At 43.4% G+C, this 25,367-nt stretch carries 20 protein-coding genes; 4 read left to right on the plus strand and 16 right to left on the minus strand.

Going from position 1 to position 25,367, the window contains the following annotated elements; all coding sequences use genetic code 11:
- Positions 1–7 precede the first annotated feature (7 nt).
- Together secD and yajC are read right to left on the minus strand one after the other, a co-directional pair.
- Positions 8–1,885: a protein translocase subunit SecD gene (gene secD / locus IQ457_RS02485; RefSeq protein ID WP_068408185.1), complete on the minus strand. Its 1,878-nt coding sequence runs from the start codon at positions 1,883–1,885 to the stop codon at positions 8–10.
- 309 nt (positions 1,886–2,194) lie between these two features.
- Complete coding sequence (gene yajC, locus IQ457_RS02490; RefSeq protein ID WP_068408182.1) at positions 2,195–2,524, minus strand: preprotein translocase subunit YajC; 330 nt, start codon at positions 2,522–2,524, stop codon at positions 2,195–2,197.
- Positions 2,525–3,037: 513 nt separating this feature from the next.
- Between yajC and IQ457_RS02495 the strand changes: the two genes are divergently transcribed.
- From IQ457_RS02495 to IQ457_RS02505, 3 genes are all read left to right on the plus strand, one after another.
- Positions 3,038–4,348, plus strand: coding sequence for a hemolysin family protein (locus IQ457_RS02495; protein WP_144297644.1), 1,311 nt, complete (start codon positions 3,038–3,040; stop codon positions 4,346–4,348).
- 287 nt (positions 4,349–4,635) lie between these two features.
- The gene (locus IQ457_RS02500; RefSeq protein ID WP_200661952.1) at positions 4,636–5,130 is read left to right on the plus strand and encodes a DUF4440 domain-containing protein; all 495 of its coding nucleotides are present in this window, start codon (positions 4,636–4,638) and stop codon (positions 5,128–5,130) included.
- Between the two features lie 170 nt (positions 5,131–5,300).
- Complete coding sequence (locus IQ457_RS02505; protein ID WP_200661953.1) at positions 5,301–8,342, plus strand: LysM peptidoglycan-binding domain-containing protein; 3,042 nt, start codon at positions 5,301–5,303, stop codon at positions 8,340–8,342.
- Between the two features lie 136 nt (positions 8,343–8,478).
- Here the strand turns inward: IQ457_RS02505 and IQ457_RS02510 are convergent, their stop codons facing one another.
- Together IQ457_RS02510 and IQ457_RS02515 are read right to left on the minus strand one after the other, a co-directional pair.
- Complete coding sequence (locus tag IQ457_RS02510) at positions 8,479–9,702, minus strand: transglycosylase SLT domain-containing protein (RefSeq protein ID WP_200661954.1); 1,224 nt, start codon at positions 9,700–9,702, stop codon at positions 8,479–8,481.
- 1,081 nt (positions 9,703–10,783) lie between these two features.
- Positions 10,784–11,590, minus strand: a complete 807-nt coding sequence (locus tag IQ457_RS02515) for a Nif3-like dinuclear metal center hexameric protein (RefSeq protein ID WP_242465338.1) — start codon at positions 11,588–11,590, stop codon at positions 10,784–10,786.
- A gap of 490 nt (positions 11,591–12,080) precedes the next feature.
- Here IQ457_RS02515 and IQ457_RS02520 point away from each other — a divergent pair, with 490 nt between their 5' ends.
- Positions 12,081–13,409, plus strand: a complete 1,329-nt coding sequence (locus tag IQ457_RS02520; RefSeq protein ID WP_200661957.1) for a S1C family serine protease — start codon at positions 12,081–12,083, stop codon at positions 13,407–13,409.
- Positions 13,410–13,527: 118 nt separating this feature from the next.
- Here IQ457_RS02520 and yfaE read toward each other — a convergent pair whose 3' ends face one another.
- From yfaE to rpoD, 12 genes are all read right to left on the minus strand, one after another.
- Positions 13,528–13,794 (minus strand): class I ribonucleotide reductase maintenance protein YfaE, encoded by a 267-nt coding sequence (yfaE, locus tag IQ457_RS02525; protein WP_068408173.1) that lies wholly within the window; start codon positions 13,792–13,794, stop codon positions 13,528–13,530.
- 146 nt (positions 13,795–13,940) lie between these two features.
- A complete protein-coding gene (gene nrdB / locus IQ457_RS02530) occupies positions 13,941–15,074 on the minus strand; it encodes a class Ia ribonucleoside-diphosphate reductase subunit beta (protein ID WP_144296877.1) in 1,134 nt (377 codons plus the stop codon).
- Between the two features lie 77 nt (positions 15,075–15,151).
- Positions 15,152–15,523 (minus strand): hypothetical protein, encoded by a 372-nt coding sequence (locus IQ457_RS02535; protein WP_207161677.1) that lies wholly within the window; start codon positions 15,521–15,523, stop codon positions 15,152–15,154.
- Positions 15,524–15,545: 22 nt separating this feature from the next.
- Entirely contained in the window at positions 15,546–15,833 is a 288-nt protein-coding gene (locus IQ457_RS02540) for a type II toxin-antitoxin system RelE family toxin (RefSeq protein ID WP_068408169.1), read from the minus strand.
- Positions 15,823–16,074 carry a type II toxin-antitoxin system Phd/YefM family antitoxin gene (locus IQ457_RS02545; RefSeq protein ID WP_200661960.1) on the minus strand — a complete coding sequence of 84 codons (252 nt, stop codon included), beginning with the start codon at positions 16,072–16,074 and terminating at the stop codon, positions 15,823–15,825. Before IQ457_RS02545 ends, IQ457_RS02540 begins: the two co-directional genes overlap by 11 nt.
- Before the next feature lie 287 nt (positions 16,075–16,361).
- Positions 16,362–17,225 (minus strand): DUF4393 domain-containing protein, encoded by an 864-nt coding sequence (locus IQ457_RS02550; protein WP_200661962.1) that lies wholly within the window; start codon positions 17,223–17,225, stop codon positions 16,362–16,364.
- 93 nt (positions 17,226–17,318) lie between these two features.
- A complete protein-coding gene (gene nrdA, locus IQ457_RS02555) occupies positions 17,319–19,595 on the minus strand; it encodes a class 1a ribonucleoside-diphosphate reductase subunit alpha (RefSeq protein ID WP_200661964.1) in 2,277 nt (758 codons plus the stop codon).
- Positions 19,596–20,146: 551 nt separating this feature from the next.
- Positions 20,147–20,458: a YbeD family protein gene (locus IQ457_RS13540; protein WP_342343299.1), complete on the minus strand. Its 312-nt coding sequence runs from the start codon at positions 20,456–20,458 to the stop codon at positions 20,147–20,149.
- A 221-nt stretch (positions 20,459–20,679) separates the two neighbouring features.
- Positions 20,680–21,378, minus strand: a complete 699-nt coding sequence (locus IQ457_RS02565; RefSeq protein ID WP_200661967.1) for a class I SAM-dependent DNA methyltransferase — start codon at positions 21,376–21,378, stop codon at positions 20,680–20,682.
- 86 nt (positions 21,379–21,464) lie between these two features.
- Entirely contained in the window at positions 21,465–22,112 is a 648-nt protein-coding gene (gene tenA, locus IQ457_RS02570; RefSeq protein ID WP_200661968.1) for a thiaminase II, read from the minus strand.
- Between the two features lie 366 nt (positions 22,113–22,478).
- The gene (locus IQ457_RS02575) at positions 22,479–22,919 is read right to left on the minus strand and encodes a hypothetical protein (protein WP_200661969.1); all 441 of its coding nucleotides are present in this window, start codon (positions 22,917–22,919) and stop codon (positions 22,479–22,481) included.
- 225 nt (positions 22,920–23,144) lie between these two features.
- Positions 23,145–25,064 (minus strand): RNA polymerase sigma factor RpoD, encoded by a 1,920-nt coding sequence (gene rpoD, locus IQ457_RS02580; protein ID WP_144296886.1) that lies wholly within the window; start codon positions 25,062–25,064, stop codon positions 23,145–23,147.
- Positions 25,065–25,367: the final 303 nt, after the last annotated feature.

A 25,367-nucleotide genomic window follows, 5' to 3' on the forward strand; every position in this document is an offset into this window, starting at 1 on the left:
TTTTCTCCTAACCGATGCTCAGACGTTTGATAGATTTGCGCTTGCCGTAAGCAATTTGTATCAGCGCACGCGTCACCAAAATGGCGGTAAATAGCGAGCTGACAATACCAATCGCGAGGGTAATCGCAAAGCCTTTAATCGGACCCGTACCTATCGCAAATAAAATAAAGGCGACCAGTAAGGTTGTGATATTGGCATCGAAAATACTACTAAAAGCACGGTCAAAACCTGCGACGATGGCGGATTTTGGCCGGACACCATTTGCCAGCTCCTCACGTATCCGCTCAAAGATCAGCACGTTGGCATCGACCGCCATACCAATGGTCAAGACAATACCAGCAATACCCGGTAGGGTGAGTGATGAGCCTAAGATTGACATGATAGCAATGATAATAATGACGTTAATTGCTAGGGCCACGTTGGCAATGACGCCAAATAAGCGATAGAAAACAATCATAAAGGCGAAAACTAATAGATAACCCACTTGGGTAGAGAATAAGCCTTTTTCGATATTTTCTTGACCGAGTGATGGACCAATCGTACGCTCTTCCACGAAATACATCGGTGCTGCTAGCGCCCCTGAACGTAGTAAAAGGGCAAGCTCAGCCGCTTCAGCGCTACTGTCAAGTCCAGTAATACGGAATGACGAGCCCAGTACCGCTTGGATATTGGCACGGTTAATGACTTTGGTTTCTGCATACGGTGTACGTACTTCAACCGTCTCACCAGTCGCTGGGTCTTCTTTATAAGCGATACGTTGTTTATTCTCAATAAACAGCACCGCCATTTGTTTACCGACAGCAGTACGGGTAGCGTTTTGCATGAGCTTGCCACCAGCACTATCTAGGGTAATGCTGACTTCAGGCGAGCCATTTTCATCGATGCCTGTCTGAGCATTGGTGACTTTATCACCGGTGACAATCGCTTGACGCTCAAGCAATACTGGCGGACCATCGAGTGTTTCAAAGGGGAACGCTTCAGTGCCAGCAGGCGGAATACCGCCCATATAGTTTTCAGCACCTTCAGCAACCATACGGAACTCAAGGTTAGCCGTACGACCAAGGACACGTTTTGCCTCAGCGGTATCTTGTACGCCTGGAAGTTCAACGACGATACGGCTAGCACCTTGCGATTGTACCAAAGCTTCAGTCACGCCAAGCTCAGCAATACGATTGCGTAGGGTGGTCAAGTTCTGATTGACCGCGTAGCTATTGATTTCATCTAAGGTGGCATCGTTATACGCTAAAATCAGCGCAGGGCCCTGCTCATCAATCGAAGACTGTAGCGTGAAAGTATTACCCATCGAGCCTTGTAAGATGTTTTGCGCACGGTTACGGGTATCGGTATCAGCGAAATGCAGCACCACGCCACGTTTTTCGGTTTTGATACCTTTAACCGCAATACGTTCAGCACGTAAGTCACGGCGCATATCACGACTGGCGCTGGTCAAACGCTGCTCGAGCGCTTTATCCATATCCACTTCTAGTACAAAACGTACTCCGCCGCGCAAATCAAGCCCGAGTTTCATCGGTTTTGCACCGATATCACGCAACCACTCTGGGGTCGTTTGTGCCAAGTTTAGTGCGACCACATAGTCCTCGCCCAAATTCTGACGCAGCACTTCCTGAGCTTTTAGCTGATCGACTGGATTATCGAGACGCACCAGCGCGCTGTTGCCCTCAAAGGTACCATCATGATTATTGATGCCAGCCTCTTCAAGTAAGCTTTTAGACTGGGTCAAAATACCTTCAGATAGCTGTGTACCTGCTGCGGCACTGGTAATCTGTACGGCAGGTTCATCAGGATAGAGGTTAGGGGCCGCATATAGACCGGCAATGATAAGCACGACGGCGATGAGTAAGTATTTCCAAGCGGGATATTGCATAATCACTTCTTTAAGTTGATAAACTACTGGCGACGCAGGCCACAAGTTAGCAGATGGGAAGTTAGCGATAACAATGGCAGGTGATTAAATGGAGAGCTACTATTGTATAGTAGTAGTCGTACTAAATTCTGCACCACTGCGATCATCCGCGATGATAGTAAAGCAAAAAACGGTTAAGCGTAAACAGTAAAGCGAAAAATGACCGTAAATAATGTACGGTCATTTTACAGTCATTACAACCAATAATTGATCTCTGGCAGCAATTAAGCTCAATAAAAGTTTGTCAATTATTGAATTTCTAAATGACAATTAAACGCTTTCAATCGTGCCAGCTGGCAATACTGAAATCACGGACGCACGTTGCACTTTAACATCGGTATGATTGTTTAAGCTCACAACCGCATAATCACCTTCCAATGCTTTGATACGGCCCATAAGACCACCAGCAAAAATAATTTCGCTGCCAACGGTCAAGGCGTTGACCATCGCACGGTGTTCTTTGGTACGCTTAGACTGTGGGCGAATCACCAAAAAGTAAAAAATGGCAAAAAAGGCAACCGGCAACAAGATTTGACCAAACATTGACGCAGCGCCGGCAGTTTCTGGCGCCGCATGGGCTGCTTGAATGAATAAGCTCATAATTTCTCTCAGTAAGTCATAGATAAGAATAAATTTACACGCATAGTAACAAAAAATCTCAGGCTTGGTAACTGTTAATCATAGGCTGAGGGCGTTTTTGTTAAAACTCACGGACTAACCATGACCGTTATAATGGTGGGCGTTTTCTTATTATAAAGGATATAAGGATAAGTTACTGAGTAGGTAAAAAAAGCCAAATGTTAAGTTAACATAAAGCTATGATAAATTTATATTAACTTTATAAGTTTAGAAGACCGTGGTTGTAAATTTCTAGGTAATTGATAAGTATAGTGATTTATTGCGAAATGCTATTATTAACATTGATATTAAACAAGCTCTTATCATAAACCAAATGGCTGTATAATAGAGTGGTTTGAGCACGTTTTTAATGATTGGGTAGAAAAGCATTCGTATTTATTGGCTATTATTTTCTATCTGCTAGCGCTTGCTCATGATATATTGTGATTTCCTTTTTCTTCTTTGTTTAGGTTACCTAACTTGTTTACCTTTTTTATGTCTGTACCTCGCTTATACCGTCCGCGCGCTTGTCGTAAAGACGCCTCTGCTGAACCTCCCCCGACGATGGGTGACAGCGATCGCTCTTATATGACACGCTTTAATAGCAAATCGTTTTCGGCGTTTATTCTATTGCTAACCTCTTTGCTACCACAAGCGGTTTGGGCAGCGGGTGAGGTAGCAAATCCTACTGCTAGTAGCGTGCTACTGCTTATTTTATTTGTGCTCATTGCCATTGGCATCTCGTTCATTTGTTCGCTCGCCGAGGCGGCACTACTGAGTATGACGCCGTCATATATTGCTGACTTGCAAGAAACGAACCCAAAAAAATCCAACATGCTCAAACGCCTAAAGGTCGATAATATCGATCAGTCGTTGGCAGCCATCTTAACGTTAAATACCGTGGCGCATACTTTAGGCTCGATTGGGGCGGGTGCGCAGGCGACGATTGTCTTTGGTAGTGCTTGGTTTGGACTTTTTTCGGCATTCATGACCTTGGCTATTTTGTTTTTATCCGAAATCATGCCAAAAACCCTAGGCACTATCTATTGGCGTCAATTGGGCGGCATGGTTGCTTATTTTGTTCGCGGTATTATTTTGCTGCTCTATCCTTTGATTTGGTTCTCAGAAAAATTAACCAAACTGCTGGTACGCGGTAAAGAGCCGCAAGCGTTTAGCCGCCGTGAATTTGCGGCACTCGCCAGCATCGGCGAAGAATCAGGACAGATTGATCCATTAGAGTCACGTATTATTCGTAATCTATTGGCATTTGGGGCGATTAAAGTTGAAGATATCATGACCCCGCGTTCGGTGATGCTTGCATTTGAAGAGCATAAAACCGTCGCTGATTTATTGGTTGATCGGCCAAAACTGACCTTTTCGCGTTTGCCAATTTATGATGGCGATTTGGACAATATCACCGGTTTTGTCTTAAAAACCGACATGCTCTTAGCAAAATTTAACCATGCCGCTCATAAACCATTGACCCAGTTTAAGCGCGACATTACCTTTGTATTTTCAAAGATGAAGTTGTTTGATTTATTAGAGCTGATGCTAAAAAACCGAATTCATATCGCCATTACTGTCGGTGAGTACGGCGAAGTTAAAGGCTTGGTAACTTTAGAAGATGTGTTTGAAACTTTATTAGGGCTTGAAATTGTCGATGAGATAGATCGCGTCGAAGACATGCAAGCTTTGGCTCGGCAGATGATGGACAGACGCGTTGAGCGTTTAGGCATGAAGCTCAGCGATGATGAAAGTTATGAAGACGGTCATAATGAACATAAGCATGAGAAAAATGGTCATTAAAGATTGGATTAAGCAGATAAATGCACAGCATTGTTTTGCGTGAGATTCGCAATAATCACACAGGGTGTCACATGGCTGTGAGAATTGAGTGATAGGCTAAAACTAACATAACAATGTGTCGTTAATTAACCTAAGTTTTACACACAAATAGCCTTAAACACAAAAGAATTATAAGCGCCTGATAGATTTAGGTTTTAAGTCAATGTATGACCATAATCTATAGCCATAATATTATTTGGCTTTAACGACACACGACGATAATGATAATAGTATTACTAAGGAATATCATGAAACGACTATGGGGAAAAGGGCTAATTGCTCTATTGATAAAAAGTGCTGGCGTGACAGCGGTAGTGGCCGCTGCTAGCGCTATCAGTATCAGCGCGCAAGCGGCGACCATGAGCAATGCGCTGGTACAAAACTATGCGGCTGCTATGAAGTCAGCTGCCAATAGCCAAAACTCCAACCAAGTGGCGCGCTTGGTGTCAGATGATGCGCTGATTTCGATGTCCAGAAAAGGCAAAACCACCAGCCTTGATAAAGACGCTTATCTGCAACTACTGCAAAGAAGCTGGCGTGATACGTCAAATTATCACTACGATATTACGGTAGATAACATTGTGATTACGGGCGATCAAGCAAAAGCCAATGTCACCACCAATGAAAGCTGGGTAAAAGACGGTCAAAAAGTTTCATTTGTCACCTCATCGCGGGTCACACTGACGTTATCTACGGGTAATGCAGTGCTTTTACGCGCGGTCTCACAAGTGACCATCAACTAAAAATTAGTCATATATCAAGTTCTGTATTATGAAGTAAGCCATCAAAAGATAAGGCAAATGACTTTTGCGCATTATCTTTACGATTAGGCTGGTTTTTGTCTGATATTGCGTACTATACTGTCGATTAACTTTATTTTATCACTTATTGTTGTTAGGAAACTTCCACTATCATGTCTACTGTGTCATCAAAATCTCGCTCCTTTATCGCTTTACCATTGACACTGGCGGTGTCGACTTTACTTATCAGTGCTTGTAGTAATACCTCAGCGGTAAAAAAGACGGGTGCAACCGGCAGCTCAGCTGTGGTTAACAAACGTCCCGCTACCCAAGTGACTAAACCAAGCACGGGCGCTGATTATTCGACAGCTTTTTTAGATGCTGAAAGCTTAGATGAGCTGGCAGATTTATTAGAAGCGACTGATATGACGATGGTTGAAGGTAATAAACTTGCTATTCAACAATATGGTGATTTGTGGAATCGCTTGCGCGCAGGCTACCGTATGAATGGTGGACGCCCTGTTTATAATCAGCGTATTGAAGCGCAAAAAGGTTGGTTTACCAGTCGCCAAGACTATCTAAACCGCTTGACCGCTCGTGCCAGTCGCTATCTTTACCATACCGTTCGAGAAGCTGAGCGCCGTAATATTCCAACCGAACTTGCGTTATTGCCAGTGATTGAGAGCTCCTACGATCCAAGTGGAACCAGTAGTGCCGCCGCCGCCGGTTTATGGCAGTTTATTCCAAGTACCGGACGCATTTATGGTCTAAATCAAAGTAGCACCTATGATGGTCGCCGTGACGTGATTGAATCAACGCGTGCTGCTTACGACTTTTTGACCGCGCTGCACAATCAATTTGGTAGTTGGGAGCTGGCACTAGCTGCTTATAACGCCGGTCCTGGTCGGGTGCAAAAAGCCATTGATGCCAATGCGGCGCGCGGTTTGCCAACCGATTACTGGTCGCTCAGACTACCGACTGAAACCATGAACTATGTACCGCGCTTTTTGGCGGTTGCCGAAATCGTTGCCAAGCCTGAGCAATATGGCGTCTATCTGCCTGCTATTGCTAACCGTCAGCATTTCCGTAGTGTGCCGGTCAATTATGGTGTGAGCCTAGCTGAAGTATCGCAAGTGACAGGGGTCAGTTACGATGAGTTAGAAAGGCTAAATACGGCACTGACATCAGCGCGCGTCGACGCATCAGGGCCGCAGCGTATTATCATTCCGAACGATGTTAGCTTGACGACAGATGCTAAGCTGAGCTCGTTAAGAGGTAATGGTAGTAGTAATGTGATTGCTTCTAGCAATACCAGTATTAGCACGACGCCTAGCTATTCAGGCTCAACCACACCAAGCTACAATAATAAACCATACACCAGTAGTGGCTCATTACCGACTACCGGCAGTGCCCTTGCAGAGTATGCCGCGAGCGCAAGCGTACCACAGCAGACCACCAGTTATATTCCGCCGACGGCTTCACCGACCAGCAGCTCCGTTTACAGTAACAACAATACCGTCCGTACTGAGCCACCGCTGACGTCTGCTGAAACCAAAAAGATTAACGCTGAGCTAAAGAGTAGTAACAGCTTACCGACCACATCGGCGCAAATCACGCAAAACAATACCATTATTCAAGAGCCGCCATTAAGTAAAGCGGAGCGTGATTACATTGCCAATCAGATTCGTATCAGTACGCCTGAAACCAATGTCGTTAACGCCGATGGTAATATCAATCTATCAGCCGTTCAGACGCAGCAATCTATTTTAGAGGCAACTGGGCAAGAGAAGAAACTGAGCTTCCCGAAAAAATCGGCTAGCAAACCAAAACCACAAGGCACGCGTACTACCTATACGGTTAAGCGTGGTGATACCTTGGCGAATATCGCCAGCCGTGCTGGTGTTAGCTGGCGTGATATCGCTGAATGGAATCAGATAGATGCGAGTGCCAATCTGTTGGCTGGCAGTACTTTATACCTATACAACGCTAAATCTATCGAGCCATTGAGTAGTGCGAGCAATACCACTAGCCAGCCTGAAAGCTATATCGTTCAAGGTGGTGACACGCTAATCGGTACTGCCAATCGTTTTGGCTTATCGGTGACTCAGCTCGCCACATACAATAATCTGAGCAGTAGAGCAGACTTGCTACGTGGACAAAAACTGTGGTTGGCACCTGGTAAAGTCACTGCGCCTGCTGCCACGCCTGCTGCGCCATCAACCAAACCTAGTAAATCTAGTACGGCTACCAAAAACTACAAAGTCAAACCGGGCGATGGTTTGATTGCGCTATCTCGTCAATTTAATGTACCGACCACCACCTTGGCAAATTTAAATAATATGGGTACGACGGACTCACTATACGTCGGTCAAATCTTAAAAGTGCCTGCCAATGTAGACTTTACTGCCGCAAATACTAGCTCAAGTAGCGCTAGCAATCCTGTGAAAACCAGTGCTCCTACAAGTATAGTGGCAACGACCAACTATAAGGTCAAATCGGGCGATACTTTAATCGGTATTGCAAATAGTGTCGGTATCAGTCCTGAAGAGCTAGCAGCCGTTAACCCTAACTTTGATGCTAGGACGCGCTTACAGCGTGGTCAGACAATCAAAGTGCCGGTTTCAAAAGATTTGGTCGATCGTCAACTTAATGACAAAGCGGTCAGCTATAAAGTGAAATCAGGCGATACGTTAACGGGCGTGGCGCAGCGCTATAATATCGGTTTAAGTGATTTGGCCGCCGCCAATAATTTGAAAACCAATTCTAATCTGATATTGGGTCGTACGATTACCATTCCTGCAAATGGTACGGTCAGTGTTACTAGTACGTCTAACAGTAATACTAGTAGCACCAGTAACAAGAGCACCAGCAGCGCCAGTGCAGAAACCGCAAGCAGTAGCGGCAAAAAACTTGGTAATACTGAGAGCTATAAAGTAAAAGCGGGCGATGGTCTTATTGCCTTAGCGCGTCAGTTTGGGATATCGGTAGAGGATTTGGCGGCGACCAATAATTTGGCGACCAACGCCCAGTTACAACGTGGGCAGACCATCAAAGTACCAAAAGCAACCGTCAGCTATACCGTAGGCTCGGGTGACAGTTTGATTGGCCTAGCACGTAAGTATGGCGTATCTACCAAAGAGCTCGCTGATATGAACAATATCGCTGTCGATACCATGCTGCAACGCGGTCAACGTTTAACCGTACCGAATCGCTAATGTAGAATGTAGTCGCATTTGACAAATTTTAAGCATTAAAAAAAGCTGCTCTAATTAAGAGCAGCTTTTTTGTTGGCATTATTTTGTTCAAGATTTAAGACTTTATTCAAGGTTTAGAGCCTTTAGCAAAATCATATTAAACCGTTTGGGTTTTAATGGTTTCAAGATAACTTCTAATATTACTCACATAATGCATGGCCTGACCATAACGGCTGTTTGACGCTCTGTTTTCTGACAAATAAGCATATATGTTTGCCCAGCTTTTATCATCGATGCCATTGGCGCTCAATTTACGCTGGATACCTTTTACAGCATTTGGACCCATATTATAAGCGGCAAGGGCAAACCAGATGCGATCGGTTTTTGGTACATCAGCGAAATCGGCTTTCATTTGCTCCAAATAACGAGCACCGCCACCAATACTTTGATACGGGTCAACGCGATCAGAGACGCCCATCGCCTTAGCGGTATTATTGGTCAGCATCATGATACCGCGCACGCCAGTCGGAGAGACGGCATTGGCATTTAAATGCGACTCTTGATAGCCCATGGCGACCAGTAGCTCCCAATCATGATTATAATTGCGCGCTTGCTCTTGAAACGATGACTGATAATCAGGCAACTTTTCTGTCAAGGTCTTTTTAAAATGGTCTTGGCTATAAGCGTCTTTTAATAAGTTCTGATTATAAAACGCCGCCAATTTTTGCGTGTGTTCAAGCTTAATACTATCACATAAAAAGTAACTGGCTTTTTGCGATAATGGATCGTTGGCAGAATTAAATGTCCAACTGACCTTAGGATGCAGCCCATTTTTAGTCAAGCTGGCATCATAGCCGCAGCTCACATTAACAGAGGCTAAGTCTAGCTGGCTTTTTAGCTGGGTGCTGGCGGTGGTCAAAGCCATATCGGCATCGCCTGATTTTAAAGCTCTGAGCGCTGCTTCTTCGCTAGCATAGGCTTTGAGATTGATGTTGACGCCAAGCCCATCTGCATAGCTACGCACTAAATCATAGCCAAAACCGTGCTGAAAACCATCGGTTGCAAAGTAGGTGCTGTCACCCGGTACAGCAGCAACCGTTAGAGTGTTTTCTAACATAACGTGCGCATAGGCAGGCACAGGCGCGTTCATCGTGGTCAAGCTCTCAGCCGGTAAAGAGAGCAGAGCGATGCTTGATACTTGTGCCAATTTCTTGGTTTTGGAAAATTTGGTTTTGGCGCAACCAGTCACTTTGATAGGTGCAACTGCTGGAACGAAGTTACTTTTGGTGTGCAGTAAGCGCTTAGATGGATGCAGTAAATAAGAAATACGGCGTTTGGCCCCTTGCGCAGATACTTTCACACGGTAAGTAATACGCTGCATGGATGTCTCCTGATTTTAGCCATCCTGCATACCATAAAAATGCTTGATCAATTTATGCGGCTTATATAGTTATAAAAAGCGTATGGCTATATAAGTGGCATAAACTGGCGTTACATTTTAGATCACATCAGCCTGATAAATAGCATAAGGTCGCTGTCATCTTGTTTACATATGGCGCTGCTAACATTCGATATATAACCGTTAGCACAACCGTCTTTTTATCATTTAACGCATAGTTGGCTATTTTTTAGAAGATAAAACACGCACTTCAAACATCATTCTAAAAAAAAGACGCACCACAGCGCGAAGGGTATAAATCGGATGATTCCTTCATCGCTATAAAATGAGTTAGTGATTAAAAGACTGGCTATAAAACCATATGAAACATAGGTAAGGTCATGAATAAATTATTGAGACAAATATACAGCATAAGCGCCGTACAACTGCACTTAATCGTTGCTGCGTTTATATTAATCACGAGCTACTCTTTGAATCGTTTGTAGTAGAGGAGCTGGCTAATAATATGGTTTGCTCAGCGATAAAGATGAGTAATACCCCTTGTCTGCTAGCGAGTAAAAAAACACCATCAGAGAAATTTTGCTCTAATCTTATCGCGACGCTAAAATAAAAATACTGTTTAAAAACCACTGTCTCATCAGCTAAATAAGGCAAAGAGAGTATTTAAATGATCACCGTTAAAAGCCTTATTAATTTATTAAAAAATAGAGCTTTAATCGATGAAAAAAATTTTAGCGCCATAACCGGAAGCTATAAAAATGGGAAGTCTCATGACAAGACATTCTTTCTTCAGGAACTAATATGCGGATATTCATTATATTATTCAAGTAGAGTTAATAAATTAGCGATAAAACTTAACAATAGCACTATAAACGGTAAAAAACGCCTTTGTTTTGGCTGACCCAGTGACAAAAAGTGCTATAAGAAAAGATTGCGCCTAAGCAGCATTTTCTGTATTTGACGCAAAATATTAATATTAACGCTTAATAAACTTAGTGCTTCAACTGAGAAAAAACAATTGTAGGTAGATAAAACTGTTTGATTATCAAGCGGAGCTTAATGGTTAGACTGGGTTATCAATGTCAATAAAAGTCACGGGCAAGCCAAATTGCTCAGCCAGTAGTTCGCCCAACGCTTGAATACCGCCGCGCTCGGTCGCATGGTGACCGCAGGCAAAGTAATCAATGCCAAGCTCACGGGCGCTATGAGTGGTACGCTCTGATATTTCACCAGAAATATAAGCATCACAGCCCATCAATGCTGCTTGCTCAATCATATCTTGCGCGCCGCCCGTGCAGATACCCACGCGTTCAATCAATCTGCTGTCCGCTTGCGTAGGCTCAGCGTTGGTTGCGGCGTTATAGGTGGCGGGAATGTGTAATGGCACCCGACCTAAAGCAGCGGTAATCTGGGTAATAAGGTTTTGAACGCTTTGCGGCTGGCAGCTGGCAATATTGCCAACCGGATGCGACTCATGCGGATAAAGCGCACCGATGATATTCATATCGAGTAACTCAGCAAGTTTGGCATTATTGCCAATAATAGGATGGGCATCGAGTGGCAGGTGGTAGCCAATCAAAGAAATGCCATGCTGCATCAGTTTGCGAATACGTTGACCTTTCATGCCTGTGATGGTCTCAGGCTCGCCTTTCCAAAAATAGCCATGATGCACCACGATAGCATCGGCGTTATCAGCAATCGCGGCGTCAATCAACGCCTCACAGGCGGTGACACCGGTGACAATACGACCGATAGGTCGCCCGCCATCTACTTGCAAGCCATTTGGTGCATAGTCTTTAAAGGCTGCTGCTGATAAGTAGTCGTCACAAAAATCCGTCAAAGCTTGTGCGCTAATCGTCTTATTTGGCATTTGGCTTGAAAACTGACTTGAGAACTGATTTGAAAGCTGGTTTGAGGTTTCGGTCGAGCTATTGTGTTCGGTCATAGTCTTTCCTTATAATTGTTGCCGTTACGGATGGTTCTTGATTGTTTTTTATTTACAAATTTCAAGCGTTCAATGTGGTAAGTATTGTCGCTAAATAAGCAAAATATCTGTTTATAATTAACTTTGCTCTAAGTCGTTAGAGTATTTAATAGCGCCATTTTAGCATGGCGCTGTAAAAGAGTAGATAACGCGGATAACTGAAACGGTACACGATACGTTACTATTTATCGGTATGGCCAGTTATAATTTATATACCTGAATCTATAGAATCCGTAGCGCTTATATTATTCAATCTTGTCTTAGATATTATTAGGCATCATTGCCCAACGAGAAGCGTTTGCGTATAGTCATCATTCATTCACTGTTTTACCAAACTGTTTTCACAAAACTATTTTTAAAATAGAGAGGTTTTTATATGTCGTCATCTCTGAATACCAATAACAAGGCCGGCGCGTTAACGTGGTTGCCTTGGGTTTTGTTGCTGATAATGGTTGCAGCGTTTATTTGGTTGTTTACGAGTATGAAGACGGTATCAGAACAAGCATGGGAGCCGCCTAGAACGACGCCTGCCGAGCAGCAAGCGTCAGCGCCGGCGTCCGATACACCAGCACCGATTGCCTCTTATCATAATGGCGTCGCCCGCGCGTCACAATCTGTCGTCAACATCTATACCACGCAGACGATGGCCGAGCATCCTTATATGAACGATCCAGTATTGCGCCGATTTTTTGAGTTTCATGGTGGGCCATCACAAGAGCAGGGCAATACCAACTTGGGTTCTGGGGTCATTGTTTCAGAAGATGGTTATATTGTGACCAACGCTCATGTCCTTGAAAAAGCTGATGAAATTACGGTGGCCTTTAATGATGGGCGCAAGAGTCGTGCGAAATTGATTGGTACCGATCCAGACAGCGATTTGGCGGTGATTAAAGTTGATATGACCGATTTGACGCCCCTTGGTTTCCGTAAAGACCCTATCCGTGTTGGCGATGTGGCATTGGCGATTGGTAATCCATTCGGGGTTGGTCAGACGGTGACGCAAGGTATTATCTCGGCGACAGGGCGAACAGGACTGGGTGTTAATAAGTTTGAAGACTTTATCCAAACCGATGCGGCGATCAATCCGGGTAACTCAGGTGGCGCGCTGGTTGATGCTTACGGCGAGCTTATTGGTATTAATACCGCTATTTACTCGCGCTCTGGTGGTTCGATGGGTATTGGTTTTGCGATTCCTACTGCCATCGTTGAGCAAGTGATGAATGCGATTATTAAAGATGGAAAGGTTAGCCGTGGTTGGTTGGGTATCGAAATCCAATCGCAGCTACGTGACCCAACCCAGCTTGAAACTTCAACAGGGGTCGAAGTATTTAATGTCGTGCCTAAAAGTCCAGCGGCTAAGAGTGGCTTACGCATTGGCGATATCATTTTGTCAATCGACGGTATTGAGATGACAGATGCCAATACCTTAATCCAGTATGTTGCTCGTAAAGCGCCGAATACCACGCTTAACGCTCAAGTCTTACGCCAAGGCAAAAACAAACAAGTAAAAATCCTGCTAGAAGAGCGTCCAGCGCAAGAACCAATGGCGCGCCCTGTTATCATTCACGATGAAACGCTTGGCGGTATGGGCGATCCTAGTCTACAAAATGATGGAGAAGAAGTGCCTATGATGTCAGAAGCGGAGCGTGACCGTATGCGCGAAGAGCTATTGCAGTTATTTGAAAGAGATGGCGCACCTTTATAAAAGTATGGTTTACACATATTACTGTGGAATTTAAAAAATAAAAAAAGCGCGCTATTTTGAAGATAGCGCGCTTTTTTATTAGCATGTTTTTTTAATCATAACTCTATGAATTTGGCAGCTACTTTTCTATTAGCTCGTGATTGATATAAATGACGCCTTGCACGCGGCAGCAGCAGGGCAATATTTCGTCTTCTTCAATCATAGCAAGCGGCTCAAACGGATAATCAATAACGTGTGAGCTGGCGATGCGCTTGATGCGGCAACTGCCACAATAGCCTTCCTTACACTGATAATTGATATCGTGTCCGGTGCGTAGCAATCCATCGAGCAGACTTTCGTCATCATGCAAGTAGAATTGCTTCTTACTCGTCATTACCCAAGTCATAATTCAACCTTATCTTAATTTTCCCATCGCATGTAAAGTTGTCTTTAATGGTACTTTTTAATCATAAAATCTTACTAAAACGATAGCGGCCTAACCTTAAAATAGTAAGATTAAGCCATGACAATAATGTGTGTAAAGTTAAACGTTTAAAGTTCAAAATCGTCAAAGTCGCTATTGGATAAATCTGAATCAATTTGACCGACCAGGTACGAGCTGATTTCCGTTTCTTGCGGCGCAACTTGCACGTTATCAGACGACAACCAAGTATTAATCCATGGAATAGGGTTTGATTTTGAGTTCGGGAACGCGACTGGCAAGCCAACCGCTTCCATTCGTAAATTGGTGATATATTCGATATATTGGCAAAGGATATCTTTATTTAAGCCGATCATTGAGCCGTCTTTAAACAGATAACCCGCCCATTCTTTTTCTTGCTGCGCCGCTTTGGTAAAGATTTCGATGCTTTCTGCATAGCATTCATTGGCAATCTCAACCATCTCTGGATCGTCACGACCATTACGCATCAAGTTTAGGATATGCTGCGTACCGGTTAAATGCAGCGCCTCATCACGGGCGATTAATTTAATAATCTTAGCGTTACCTTCCATCAGCTTACGCTCAGCAAAGGCAAACGAGCAGGCAAATGACACATAAAAACGAATGGCTTCTAGGACGTTAACCGCCATTAAGCACAAATACAGCTGTTTTTTCAGCGATTTTAAGCTAACCGTCACTTCTTTGCCATTGACGGTATGCGTGCCTGCGCCATACATATTGTAAAGCTGAGAGTCGTAGTACAAATCATCGTAGTACTTGGCGATATCAGAGGCACGCTCTAAGATGTGCTCATTTTGCATAATGTCATCGAAGACCACGCCAGGATCATTGACGATATTACGAATGATATGGGTATAGCTGCGCGAGTGGATGGTCTCAGAAAACGTCCACGTCTCGATCCACGTCTCAAGCTCAGGAATTGAGACTAGCGGTAATAGCACCACGTTTGGACTACGACCTTGGATAGAGTCGAGTAGGGTCTGATATTTTAGATTACTGATAAAGATGTGCTGCTCATGCGACGACAGGTTGCCATAATCGATACGGTCTTTTGAGACGTCGACTTCTTCTGGACGCCAAAAGAACGACAGCTGCTTTTCAATCAACTGCTCAAAGATAGGGTGTTTTTGTTGGTCATAACGCGCCACGTTGACCGGTTGACCAAAAAACATCGGCTCTGTTAGTGCATTATTTGGCGTTTGAGAAAAAATCGAGTAAGTCATAGTTCCACCTTTATAAGTGCTACAGTTGTGAATCAAAAGTTTTAAAATACCGTCTAAAGAATACGGGCAAAACGGTGTTATAGGTTCTCTAAAGATATTTGCGTCTGTTCTTGACCATCATTCATATAGGCTTTAAATATCTCGCTAAGCTCACTATCGTCTAAGCCTTCTAGCTCATCGATAGCACTTTTACGTAGCGTACTTAATTCTACCTCTGCGGCTTTCTGAACTTCTTTTTTTGTTTGCTTTTTAACGGGTTTTTTTGCTGGTCTTGGCGCGTCCATCTTTTCTACTGCGCTACTATCTAATTGCTGACGAACGTCATCGATATCGACTGCTACCTGCACGATATGCGAGTTACCATCGTTTAGATCGGAAAATACATTAGGGATAAACAAACCACCGTCTTTGATGATTGCGGTATATTGCACGTCTATGACCTCCGTCATTTTTATTCTTTCTGTGTTTTAATTATGGCTGGCGAGTCGCAAGCGCCTCATATACTTTGTTATTTTCTCTTTTGCCTACGGCTAATACATAAACCACGACGACATCATCTTTGACGATATATACCAAACGATAGCCGATGGTGCGTAGTTTGATTTTATAGGCGTCCGTATGTCCTGAGAGTTTTGACGCAGGCACACGCGGATTTGCTAATCGCTGCTGTAATTTTTTCTTAAACTGCTGCTGAATACTGGGCGCTAACTTTTTCCATTCTTTTAATGCTAAGGGATGAAACTCAAGATTATAAGTCATCCAATGTGACCTTTATAGGTATTTGCCCGTCATTCATTCGGGCGCTAACCGTTTGGCTTAATGCCATATCGTCCATCGCTTCCATCATGCGCTCAAAGACGTCTGTAGAAACCAAGTAAGCCACCGGTTTATTGTGGTTTAAAATAGCAATAGACTCACCGTCTGACTGTTTAATCAGAGCCGAAGGGTTGGTCTTTAACTCTGAGATACTGGCTGTTTGTGTGGCAAATATGGGTTGCATGATTTATTCTCCCGCTAAAATTATGCTCTAAATATAGGGCTAATATTAGCACGAAAATCAGGTCTTAATTGTTAATCTATTTACGCGTAATTAATTTGTAGGGTGCGCCTCGCGCACTTTTAAATATGATTTTTATATCATCGGTGCGCGCGGCGCACCCTACATCACGAGCAAACATAAGCTATAAAGTTGGATATTTTTTGTGTAGGTTGGTGTCGAGGAACGAGACCCAACGAATTATTTATTCAAATCGTTGGGTGTCGCAAGCTTCACCCAACCTACGCTTGCTAACCGTATATATCTTCTGATAGGTGCTTGTACTTGTGTAATATATTGTAAATCTCTAAACCTCTTTCTTTCTCAGTGCAAGCTGCAAGGAATAGTTCACCAAAACTAGTAATACTAATAGAACCGTGATTAAAACTTAAATTACCTTGCTTCATAGAGGTAGATAAAACATCTGTCCCGAACACTAATGGCGCTTTGGAATAAATATTTTTAATCTTTTCTTCAAGTAATTCGTATTTATGTAAGTCTTTTAGTTTTCTTTCAGTGTTTACATCAATTAAGCCTAAACCAAGTAGGTTGCTTAAGTATGCTGTGATATTTTCATCATAAAAATTATCATCTAAAGCTAACTCGGATATTTTTTCACAAGGATGAACGTTATTTTCTGAAACAATATTTACGTCAACAAAAGCTATTAAGCTTCTATCAATCTTTTCTAAAATTTTAGCCTCTTTGGGGGAAATGTTATTTATGATATTCACAAAACTTGGGTGAGTATACTTACACTTTTCTTTATCAGAAGCCTTTGTCAATAGCTCAGTATAAAGTTCTACAAGAATTTCGTCGGAAATATACATTAGTTTTTCTAAAATTGGCACGCCGATTTCAGGCATGACAGCCTGTATATTCTCTTCAGGAACAGCCTCTAGCTTTTGCTTGTATTTATTTAGATTATTTTCAATAGTAATTTTTGATCGTTCGTTTTTTAATGCTAATGGCATTAATATTGTGTTTCCATAGCCTAGCAAAGTACCAATAGCTTGACCAACTTGAGAAACGCCTGGCTTCAAAAGGTCGCCATATATTTCTAGTAAGATATTATTTGATGTTTCTAAAGCTGCTTTAACTATTCCATTTTCCATAAAACAATCCTTTCAAAATGATTCATAGTTTCTTTGTTTATAGCAGTAAACAGCGGATTTAACCTGAAAGCCAAACCCGCCATCCATCAAAACCTATATCTTACAAGCGCCACCAGCACAATCATCTTCCATATCCGCTTGCGCATCGTTCGCACCATCACGAGTGTTGTGATAATACAACGTTTTCACGCCAAGCTTATACGCGTTCAGCAGATCTTTAAGCAATATCTTCATCGGTACACGACCACCTTCATAACGAACAGGATCGTAGTTGGTATTGGCAGAGATACTTTGATCGACGAACTTTTGCATGATAGCGACCAGCTTTAGGTAACCGTCATTGTTCGGCATTTGCCATAATAGCTCGTACTGATCTTTTAGCTTATCAATCTCAGGCACCACTTGCTTGAGGATGCCATCTTTTGACGCTTTGATAGACACCAGACCGCGTGGTGGCTCGATACCGTTGGTAGCGTTGGCAATCTGACTAGAGGTCTCAGACGGCATCAAAGCAGTTAGGGTAGAGTTGCGCAGACCATGAGTGGTGATTTCGCCACGTAGCGTTTCCCAATCGAGATGTAACGGCTCTTGGCAGATTTTATCCAAGTCTTTTTTATAGGTATCAATCGGTAAGATACCTTGCGAGTAGGTGGTCTCGTTAAAAGCAGGGCAGGCGCCTTGCTCTTTTGCCAATTTGTTCGACGCTTTTAAGAGATAGTACTGTAGCGCTTCAAAGGTTTGATGCGTTAGACCAAGTGCGCTGCCGTCTGAATAGCGGACGCCATTTTTGGCTAAATAATAAGCGTAGTTAATCACGCCAACGCCCAAGGTACGGCGACGCATACTGCCATTTTCAGCCGCTTTGACTGGATAGTCTTGATAGTCGAGCAGGGCATCAAGGGCACGGACGATAAGTTCTGCTGGCTCTTCGATATCGCTAACGTTTTCAACTTTACCTAAGTTGACCGCTGATAGCGTACAAAGGGCGATTTCACCAGTTTCGTCATTGATATTATCAAGTGGCTTGGTCGGTAGGGCAATTTCCATACAGAGGTTTGACTGGCGAATCGGCGCAACTGTGGCGTCAAACGGGCTATGCGTGTTGCAATGGTCGACGTTTTGGATGTAGATACGACCGGTGCTGGCGCGCTCTTGCATCATCAGACTAAACAGCTCAGTGGCTGGAATTTGACGGCTACGAATGCTAGGGTCGTTCTCGTATTTGGTATATAGCTCTTCAAAGGTGTCTTGGTCTTCAAAGAAGGCATCGTACAAGCCCGGGGTGTCGCTTGGTGAAAATAGCGAAATATCTTGACCTTTAATCAAACGGGTATACATGGTTTTGTTTAACTGCACGCCGTAGTCCATGTGACGGACACGGTTGTCTTCGACGCCGCGGTTATTTTTCAGCACCAGTAGCGACTCGACTTCTAAATGCCATAATGGGTAAAATAACGTCGCAGCACCGCCACGGACGCCACCTTGTGAGCAGCATTTTACTGCCGTTTGGAACAGTTTGTAGAATGGAATACAGCCAGTATGCTGCGCTTCGCCGCCACGGATAGGGCTACCAAGGGCGCGGATACGACCAGCGTTGATGCCGATACCGGCACGCTGAGATACATAGCGTACGATGGCGCTGGTGGTGGCGTTGATAGAATCTAGGCTATCACCACATTCGATCAATACACACGAGCTAAACTGGCGCGATGGTGTACGTACACCTGACATGATAGGCGTCGGTAGTGAGATTTTAAATTGTGAGGTCGCATCATAAAAGCGTTTGACATAGCTTAAGCGCTCGCCCTTGTCATAATTGGCAAACAAACACATGCCAACGAGCATATATAAGAATTGAGGACTCTCGTAAACGGTCTTGGTCACGCGGTCTTGCACGAGGTATTTGCCCGCCATTTGCTCAACGGCGGCATAAGCCAGATTCATATCGCGCCAGTGGTCGAGGTAGGCTTCTAATTCATCAAACTCGCTACGGCTATAGTCGGCTAGGATATGTTCGTCATATTTACCAGCATCGGTCAACGTTTTGACGTGGTCATAAAGATGCGGCGGGGTAAATTTGTTATAAGCAATTTTACGTAAATGGAAGATCGCCAAACGCGCGGCTAAATACTGATAGTCAGGTGTGCTTTCAGAGATAAGGTCAGCGGCTGACTTGATGATGGTTTCGTGAATATCACGCGTTCTGATGCCATCATAAAACTGAATATGCGACTTTAGCTCAACTTGCGATACCGACACATTATCTAAATCATGAGCTGCCCACTCGATAACCTTATGAATCTTGTCTAAATCAATGGGCTCTAAACGTCCATCACGTTTGGTTACTTTGATATTATCGATATGTGTCATGCTGACCTCGTAAGTTGATTGCTAGGTAGTTATTTATAATGTTGCTTTATAGGCTGCTGCGCGGTTAAATCTGGCAGACATGCTTTGTCACGCTATCTTTCAGACGCTATCTGTTTTAAGACAAGACGTCCTGTCATGGCAGATGTTTTCTTAGGCAAAACGATGCCGCAGCTCATAGTGACGGTTCAAATCACTGAGCACTACATATAGCGTATTTGTTAGTAGGTGGACACAATATAGCGGGAAAATTTTGAAAATGCTATATTGATTTTAAGGGCAAACTATGTTGATGCGAGGGTAAAGCGTGTCCAAATTTTGGCAAAGGACGATGGGGTAAGGGTTAGACGCCGATAAGAAAAATAATAAAAGTTTTGTAAAAAATGGCGCGGATTTACTTTTTATTGTTGGCTAAATTTATAAGGGCAAATTGTCTAAATGGCAGTTATATTTCGGGTGGAGATTGTACCGCAGACAATAAAAAATCGCCACCCATATGAGTGACGATTCGGATGAAAAACGGGCTAGATTTTATAAAATTAGCAAAACTACCGTTAAACCACCATACGTACGGTTTTTGCATTATCAAGCGCCGCATAAAGCGTGTTCACTTGCTCAACGGTGGTTAAGTATAAATTGGCACGTACCGAATGGAAGCGTCCAGTTTTTGAGGGTTTGACTTCCATAGAGGCCAAATCAAACTCAGGGAACTGACTACCCAAGATAAGCTTCACTTCATTGAGTAAACTTTCGTGCTCACCTTCATGACCGATGATGCTCATTGGGTAGTTCATTGGGAACTCCCACAGCTCAGGGTTTTGCACGTCGGTTTTTTTGCCTTTTAAGATACCGTCATTGGCGACCAATTCTGTCACTTTAACTTCTCTTTTTGGCGTCTGACTAGCATTGTTGCCTTGGTTTTCGGTATTTGAACTGCCAGTGCTTGTATTGCCGGTGTTTTTTGGATCATCAGTCATGATGTGGTCCTTATTTTTTATTGAAATATGATAAGCGCTTTATGCACCATTTATAAGGGCGTTCGGCGTATTATTCAAGTGTCACCCAGCGATAACTCATATTAAAACCGTTATTTTTTATAACCACAAATTGCTACATAGTCGCCGCGATCATAGCCTTCGATGACCTCTTGTACCTTGTCGTTGGCATACATAGGATGGGTCAATAAAGTCTGCGCATATTCAAAATCAACGAAACCATTGGCTTGCATTAAGGCGATTTTTTCATCAGAGGTACGCCAGTTAGCTGACTTCACCAGCTCGATAGGATAAGGGTCAGCAGGCGAGATGTGCGCAAGTAGTGGATGCTCCCACGTATCTACCGCGCTGGCAAGGTTATATAAGCTGGCAAAGCCACTTTCTTTTGGTACATCAATCAGAATAAGTTTGCCGCCCGTTTTTAGAGCGTCAAAGGCTTTTTTGATACAGATATCTAAATCGCTGATATAGCTGACGCTGCCGTTAAACATGATGATGTCAAACTTATTGGGCTCAATCTCGCAGGTTTCGGCAGGGCTGATATCGACTTGCATACCGCGCTTTTCTGCAACTGCTGCCATGTCTTTTGACGGCTCAATACCATATTTGATATGAATGTCACAGTCTTTTGCCAGTAGAGACTCAAACAGTCCGCTACCACAGCCGACAGACAATATCTCGCTGTCTTTATCCAAGAAATGAGCAACCAGTTTTAGTTCGCTGGTCAGTAGATTTTGATTGTCAAAAAACCAGCTGTCATACGCGCTTGCGTGTTCATCGAATGCTGCCATGATGTTTTTCCTTGTGGATCGTTATTATTGATCATTGTTTTTGATTCTAGAGGGCTTTTTTAGAACCAAGTCAGATTGTTTATAAATTAAGACAAATCTAACGCCTGCTGCCAAAAATTGACTTCCATACGCGCTGCGGCATTAAATAAGTATTGGAACTTGGCTGCTTGAGCAGGGCTGGCATCGGCTAATAGCGTATTAATTTGTGCTTCGTTTTGTGCGGTAATTACTTGAAACTCGTCACTGGAAAACACGTCAATCCATGGCTGATACGGATTATCAGCGATAAATCCTTGTTCTTTTATAGACTTACCAATTTCCCCATAACCCATCAAGCAAGGCGCAATTGCAGCATACAGTTCAGCTAGCGAGCCTGACATTGCCGCGTCTAATATATAGCGACTATAGGCGATGGTGACGGCAGACTCAGGAGCATTTTTTACTTGTTCAAGTGGGATATTCCACTGATGACAGAAATCCAAATACATCCCAATTTCCATATCGAGCATGGCATTGACACCCGCTTGACCGACGCGCATTTGTGCTAAGTTATCGCTTTTATAAATACTGAGCGCCATCACGCGGGTATAGTGAATTAAGTATAAATAGTCTTGCACAAGGTAATGGCGAAAGCTGTCAGGGGCGAGCGTTCCTGCTGCCAATTGATTGACAAAATCATGTCCAATATAAGCATCCCAAGTCGGACAGTTATTGCGTAGTGTTTGGTAATCCATAGTTTTCACTTACTGTTATAAAGTGCAGTAAGCAAATGGCAGAAAAAAAGAGATAATAAGGCACAATAAATTTGCCAGTCTAGGTTAAATAGATTGGCAAAACATAAAGTAATTGTGACTTGTATATCGACACGCTTGTTTCCTACGTCAGTGCTAACTGCATCAGGTTCGCGGGACTCTCTCAGCCATGATTTTGATGGTAATTAAATCATCAAAAATCAAAGCACCCCGACAAGGTTCTTATGATTCAAATGTTGGTCTTTATGGTTATAAGACAACCGAGCGTCCCTATGATAGGCGAGATCAGTCATCATTAGCAAGTGATGCTCAAATAACCATTAATAAAATTGTTTTACATTTAAAAAGCTATTTTTTATTAAGCTGTGCAATAGCTGTATGATAGAGCATTAGCATGGCTTTAAAACGGCGCTCATATAACCCTTCTGCATACAGCAACTCCACACTTAAGCTATCGATAATGCCTAGATAAGCATCGGTATAAAGCGCCAGTTGCGCAGAGTCGAGCTCATAAGGCTTCAGAGCCAGCTGTATTTGCTCAGTCAACACCTTTATATAGACATTAAAAGTCGCCGCGCTGGTATTAGTCAAATGCACAGGTGCGGCATAGGCCATGCGAATTAAAAACCGTAGGGTAATTACGCTTTTATAACGTACTTCAAACGCTCGGCAATACGCTTCACCGGGAGCAGGGGATTCACTAGTCGTCGCAAAGCATGATTCAATAAATGCACATTCTGACTCAAGCGCATCTTGTAGTAATTCTAAGTATACTGCTGCTGATAGCAATTTTTCTTGCTTGCTTGCTGTGCCTGCGCAGACAGAGGCTATAAAAAATTGATATCAGCAATAACGCAGCGTTTTTAGGATATTTTGATTAGATAAGTTAATAGCATAAGCTAATAGCTATTAAATAACCGCCATCAAATAACGGGCACAAAAAAGCTGAGACATGCTCAGCTTTTTTGATGTAATTTTAAGAAATTTTTAGACAATGAATTTTGTCTAGATAAATTAGTCATTTTCTAAGAACGAGCGCAGATGCTCAGAACGTGAAGGATGACGCAATTTACGTAGCGCTTTTGCTTCGATCTGACGGATACGCTCACGCGTGACATCAAACTGCTTACCGACTTCCTCTAACGTGTGATCGGTTGGCATATCGATACCAAAGCGCATTTTAAGGACGCGCGCTTCACGTTCAGTCAGATTGCTCAAGACATCACGCGTGGCCTCTTGTAGACCAGCCGCCGTCGCATCGTCAACTGGGCTTGAAATTGTACCATCTTCGATAAAATCACCTAGGTGCGAATCTTCATCATCACCGATTGGCGTTTCCATTGAGATAGGCTCTTTGGCAATTTTGAGCACTTTGCGAACTTTGACTTCGTCCATCTCTAAGCGTTCGCCCAATTCCTCAGGTGTAGGCTCACGTCCCATTTCTTGTAGCAACTGACGAGAGACACGGTTTATCTTATTAATAGTCTCAATCATATGCACAGGGATACGAATGGTGCGCGCTTGGTCAGCGATAGAGCGGGTGATTGCCTGACGAATCCACCATGTCGCATAAGTTGAGAACTTATAACCACGGCGATATTCAAATTTATCGACCGCTTTCATCAGACCGATGTTACCTTCTTGGATTAAGTCCAAGAATTGCAGACCACGGTTGGTATATTTTTTAGCGATAGAGATAACAAGACGTAAGTTAGCTTCGACCATTTCTTTTTTGGCGCGGCGTGCTTTAGCTTCACCGACAGCCATACGGCGTGCGACGTCTTTCATATCGTGGATTTTCATATCGAGCTGCTGCTCGTAATCACGAATGCGGCGCTGCAATAAAATCACGTCGTCGGCGACTTTTTCTAGCGTACCGGCAAACGCAGGCTTACCTTTAATACGTTCAATCAGCCAATCGACGTTGGTTTCATTGCTTGGGAAAGTCTTACGGAACTCGTCACGCGGCATACGGCCACGGCGAATCACCAAACGCATGATTTGACGCTCATGCTTACGCACATCATCATAGACATCATGCATGATTGCCATGACTTGGTCTGACAAGCGATTATTGAGTTTGAGCATCATAAAGCGCTCAGCAAGTAGGGCGTAAGCCGCTTCAGCTTCTACGCTACCACGGCCATAATCAAGCAAGGCTTGCTTGGCTTTGATAAATAGATGTTCAATTTCTTCTAAACGCAGACGAACTTCTTCTGGGTCGATACCGCCGGTTTCTTCTTCGGCTTCTTCTTCAACCTCTTCTTCGTCTTCATCATCATCGTCAAGCGCCAATTTGGCATTGGCTTTTGCTTTGATGACAGGCGGATTTTCTTTTTCTTCTTTGATACGCTCGCGCTCTTCTTTAGCAGCATCTTTGGCTTCTTGTGCGGCGATTTTATCTTCTTCGGTTTCAGGGTCTAAAAATCCTGTGATAACGTCAGACAGTTTTTTCTCGCCATCTTGTACTTTTTCGTACTCATCAAGGACAAACTGTACCGTACCCGGCCAGTAGGCCATGGCATGTTGCACATCACGAATACCTTCTTCGATACGCTTAGCAATGGCAATCTCGCCTTCGCGGGTCAAAAGGTCAACCGTACCCATCTCGCGCATATACATACGTACAGGGTCAGTGGTGCGTCCCGGTTCGGTCTCAACCGAAGCCAATACTGCTGCGGCCTCATCGGCTGCCATGTCATCATCGCTTGAATCATCGTTCATCAAGATGTCATCGGCGTCGGGCGCAGATTCAAAAATTTTAATGCCAACGTCCGTTAGCATTTGCACGATATCTTCAATCTGATCACTTTCAGTAATAGAGTCGGGCAGTTGGTCATTCACCTCGGCATAGGTTAAATACCCTTGCTCTTTACCCATTTGGATTAAGGTGGCCAGTTGAGATGTGGACTTAGAAACTGACTTATCGTTCATAAATACTCGCTTGCTTGTATCGGACATTTTTATATTGTGACTCGCTATCGCTTACGGGGTGCGTTGATATAATCAATCGATTCATCAAAATATGGCGTAAAGGTTGTCAATAATAACAAAAATGAGTGGATATGAATAAAGGCTCAAAATACGACAATTACAATACTAAAAAACCGCTAAAAACTGTTCCTGCATAAATACGTCAAAACACGCTTACCTAAAAAATACCGTTACTTAAACTTGCTTAAAATGGCGGTTTAAAATCTAAAAGCATTTAAAATGAATAGTCTAAAAAACGCTTTA

The sequence above is a fragment of the Psychrobacter sp. M9-54-1 genome, assembly GCF_016613355.1.
GTDB lineage: Bacteria > Pseudomonadota > Gammaproteobacteria > Pseudomonadales > Moraxellaceae > Psychrobacter > Psychrobacter faecalis.

Excerpts from the sequence above, each read along its gene's own strand:
- secD (WP_068408185.1), bottom strand. The coding sequence starts at position 1,885 with ATGCAATATCCCGCTTGGAAATACTTACTCATCGCCGTCGTGCTTATC.
- yajC (WP_068408182.1), bottom strand. The coding sequence starts at position 2,524 with ATGAGCTTATTCATTCAAGCAGCCCATGCGGCGCCAGAAACTGCCGGC.
- IQ457_RS02495 (WP_144297644.1), top strand. The coding sequence starts at position 3,038 with ATGTCTGTACCTCGCTTATACCGTCCGCGCGCTTGTCGTAAAGACGCC.
- IQ457_RS02500 (WP_200661952.1), top strand. The coding sequence starts at position 4,636 with ATGAAACGACTATGGGGAAAAGGGCTAATTGCTCTATTGATAAAAAGT.
- IQ457_RS02505 (WP_200661953.1), top strand. The coding sequence starts at position 5,301 with ATGTCTACTGTGTCATCAAAATCTCGCTCCTTTATCGCTTTACCATTG.
- IQ457_RS02510 (WP_200661954.1), bottom strand. The coding sequence starts at position 9,702 with ATGCAGCGTATTACTTACCGTGTGAAAGTATCTGCGCAAGGGGCCAAA.
- IQ457_RS02515 (WP_242465338.1), bottom strand. The coding sequence starts at position 11,590 with ATGCCAAATAAGACGATTAGCGCACAAGCTTTGACGGATTTTTGTGAC.
- IQ457_RS02520 (WP_200661957.1), top strand. The coding sequence starts at position 12,081 with ATGTCGTCATCTCTGAATACCAATAACAAGGCCGGCGCGTTAACGTGG.
- yfaE (WP_068408173.1), bottom strand. The coding sequence starts at position 13,794 with ATGACTTGGGTAATGACGAGTAAGAAGCAATTCTACTTGCATGATGAC.
- nrdB (WP_144296877.1), bottom strand. The coding sequence starts at position 15,074 with ATGACTTACTCGATTTTTTCTCAAACGCCAAATAATGCACTAACAGAG.
- IQ457_RS02535 (WP_207161677.1), bottom strand. The coding sequence starts at position 15,523 with ATGACGGAGGTCATAGACGTGCAATATACCGCAATCATCAAAGACGGT.
- IQ457_RS02540 (WP_068408169.1), bottom strand. The coding sequence starts at position 15,833 with ATGACTTATAATCTTGAGTTTCATCCCTTAGCATTAAAAGAATGGAAA.
- IQ457_RS02545 (WP_200661960.1), bottom strand. The coding sequence starts at position 16,074 with ATGCAACCCATATTTGCCACACAAACAGCCAGTATCTCAGAGTTAAAG.
- IQ457_RS02550 (WP_200661962.1), bottom strand. The coding sequence starts at position 17,225 with ATGGAAAATGGAATAGTTAAAGCAGCTTTAGAAACATCAAATAATATC.
- nrdA (WP_200661964.1), bottom strand. The coding sequence starts at position 19,595 with ATGACACATATCGATAATATCAAAGTAACCAAACGTGATGGACGTTTA.
- IQ457_RS02565 (WP_200661967.1), bottom strand. The coding sequence starts at position 21,378 with ATGGCAGCATTCGATGAACACGCAAGCGCGTATGACAGCTGGTTTTTT.
- tenA (WP_200661968.1), bottom strand. The coding sequence starts at position 22,112 with ATGGATTACCAAACACTACGCAATAACTGTCCGACTTGGGATGCTTAT.
- rpoD (WP_144296886.1), bottom strand. The coding sequence starts at position 25,064 with ATGAACGATAAGTCAGTTTCTAAGTCCACATCTCAACTGGCCACCTTA.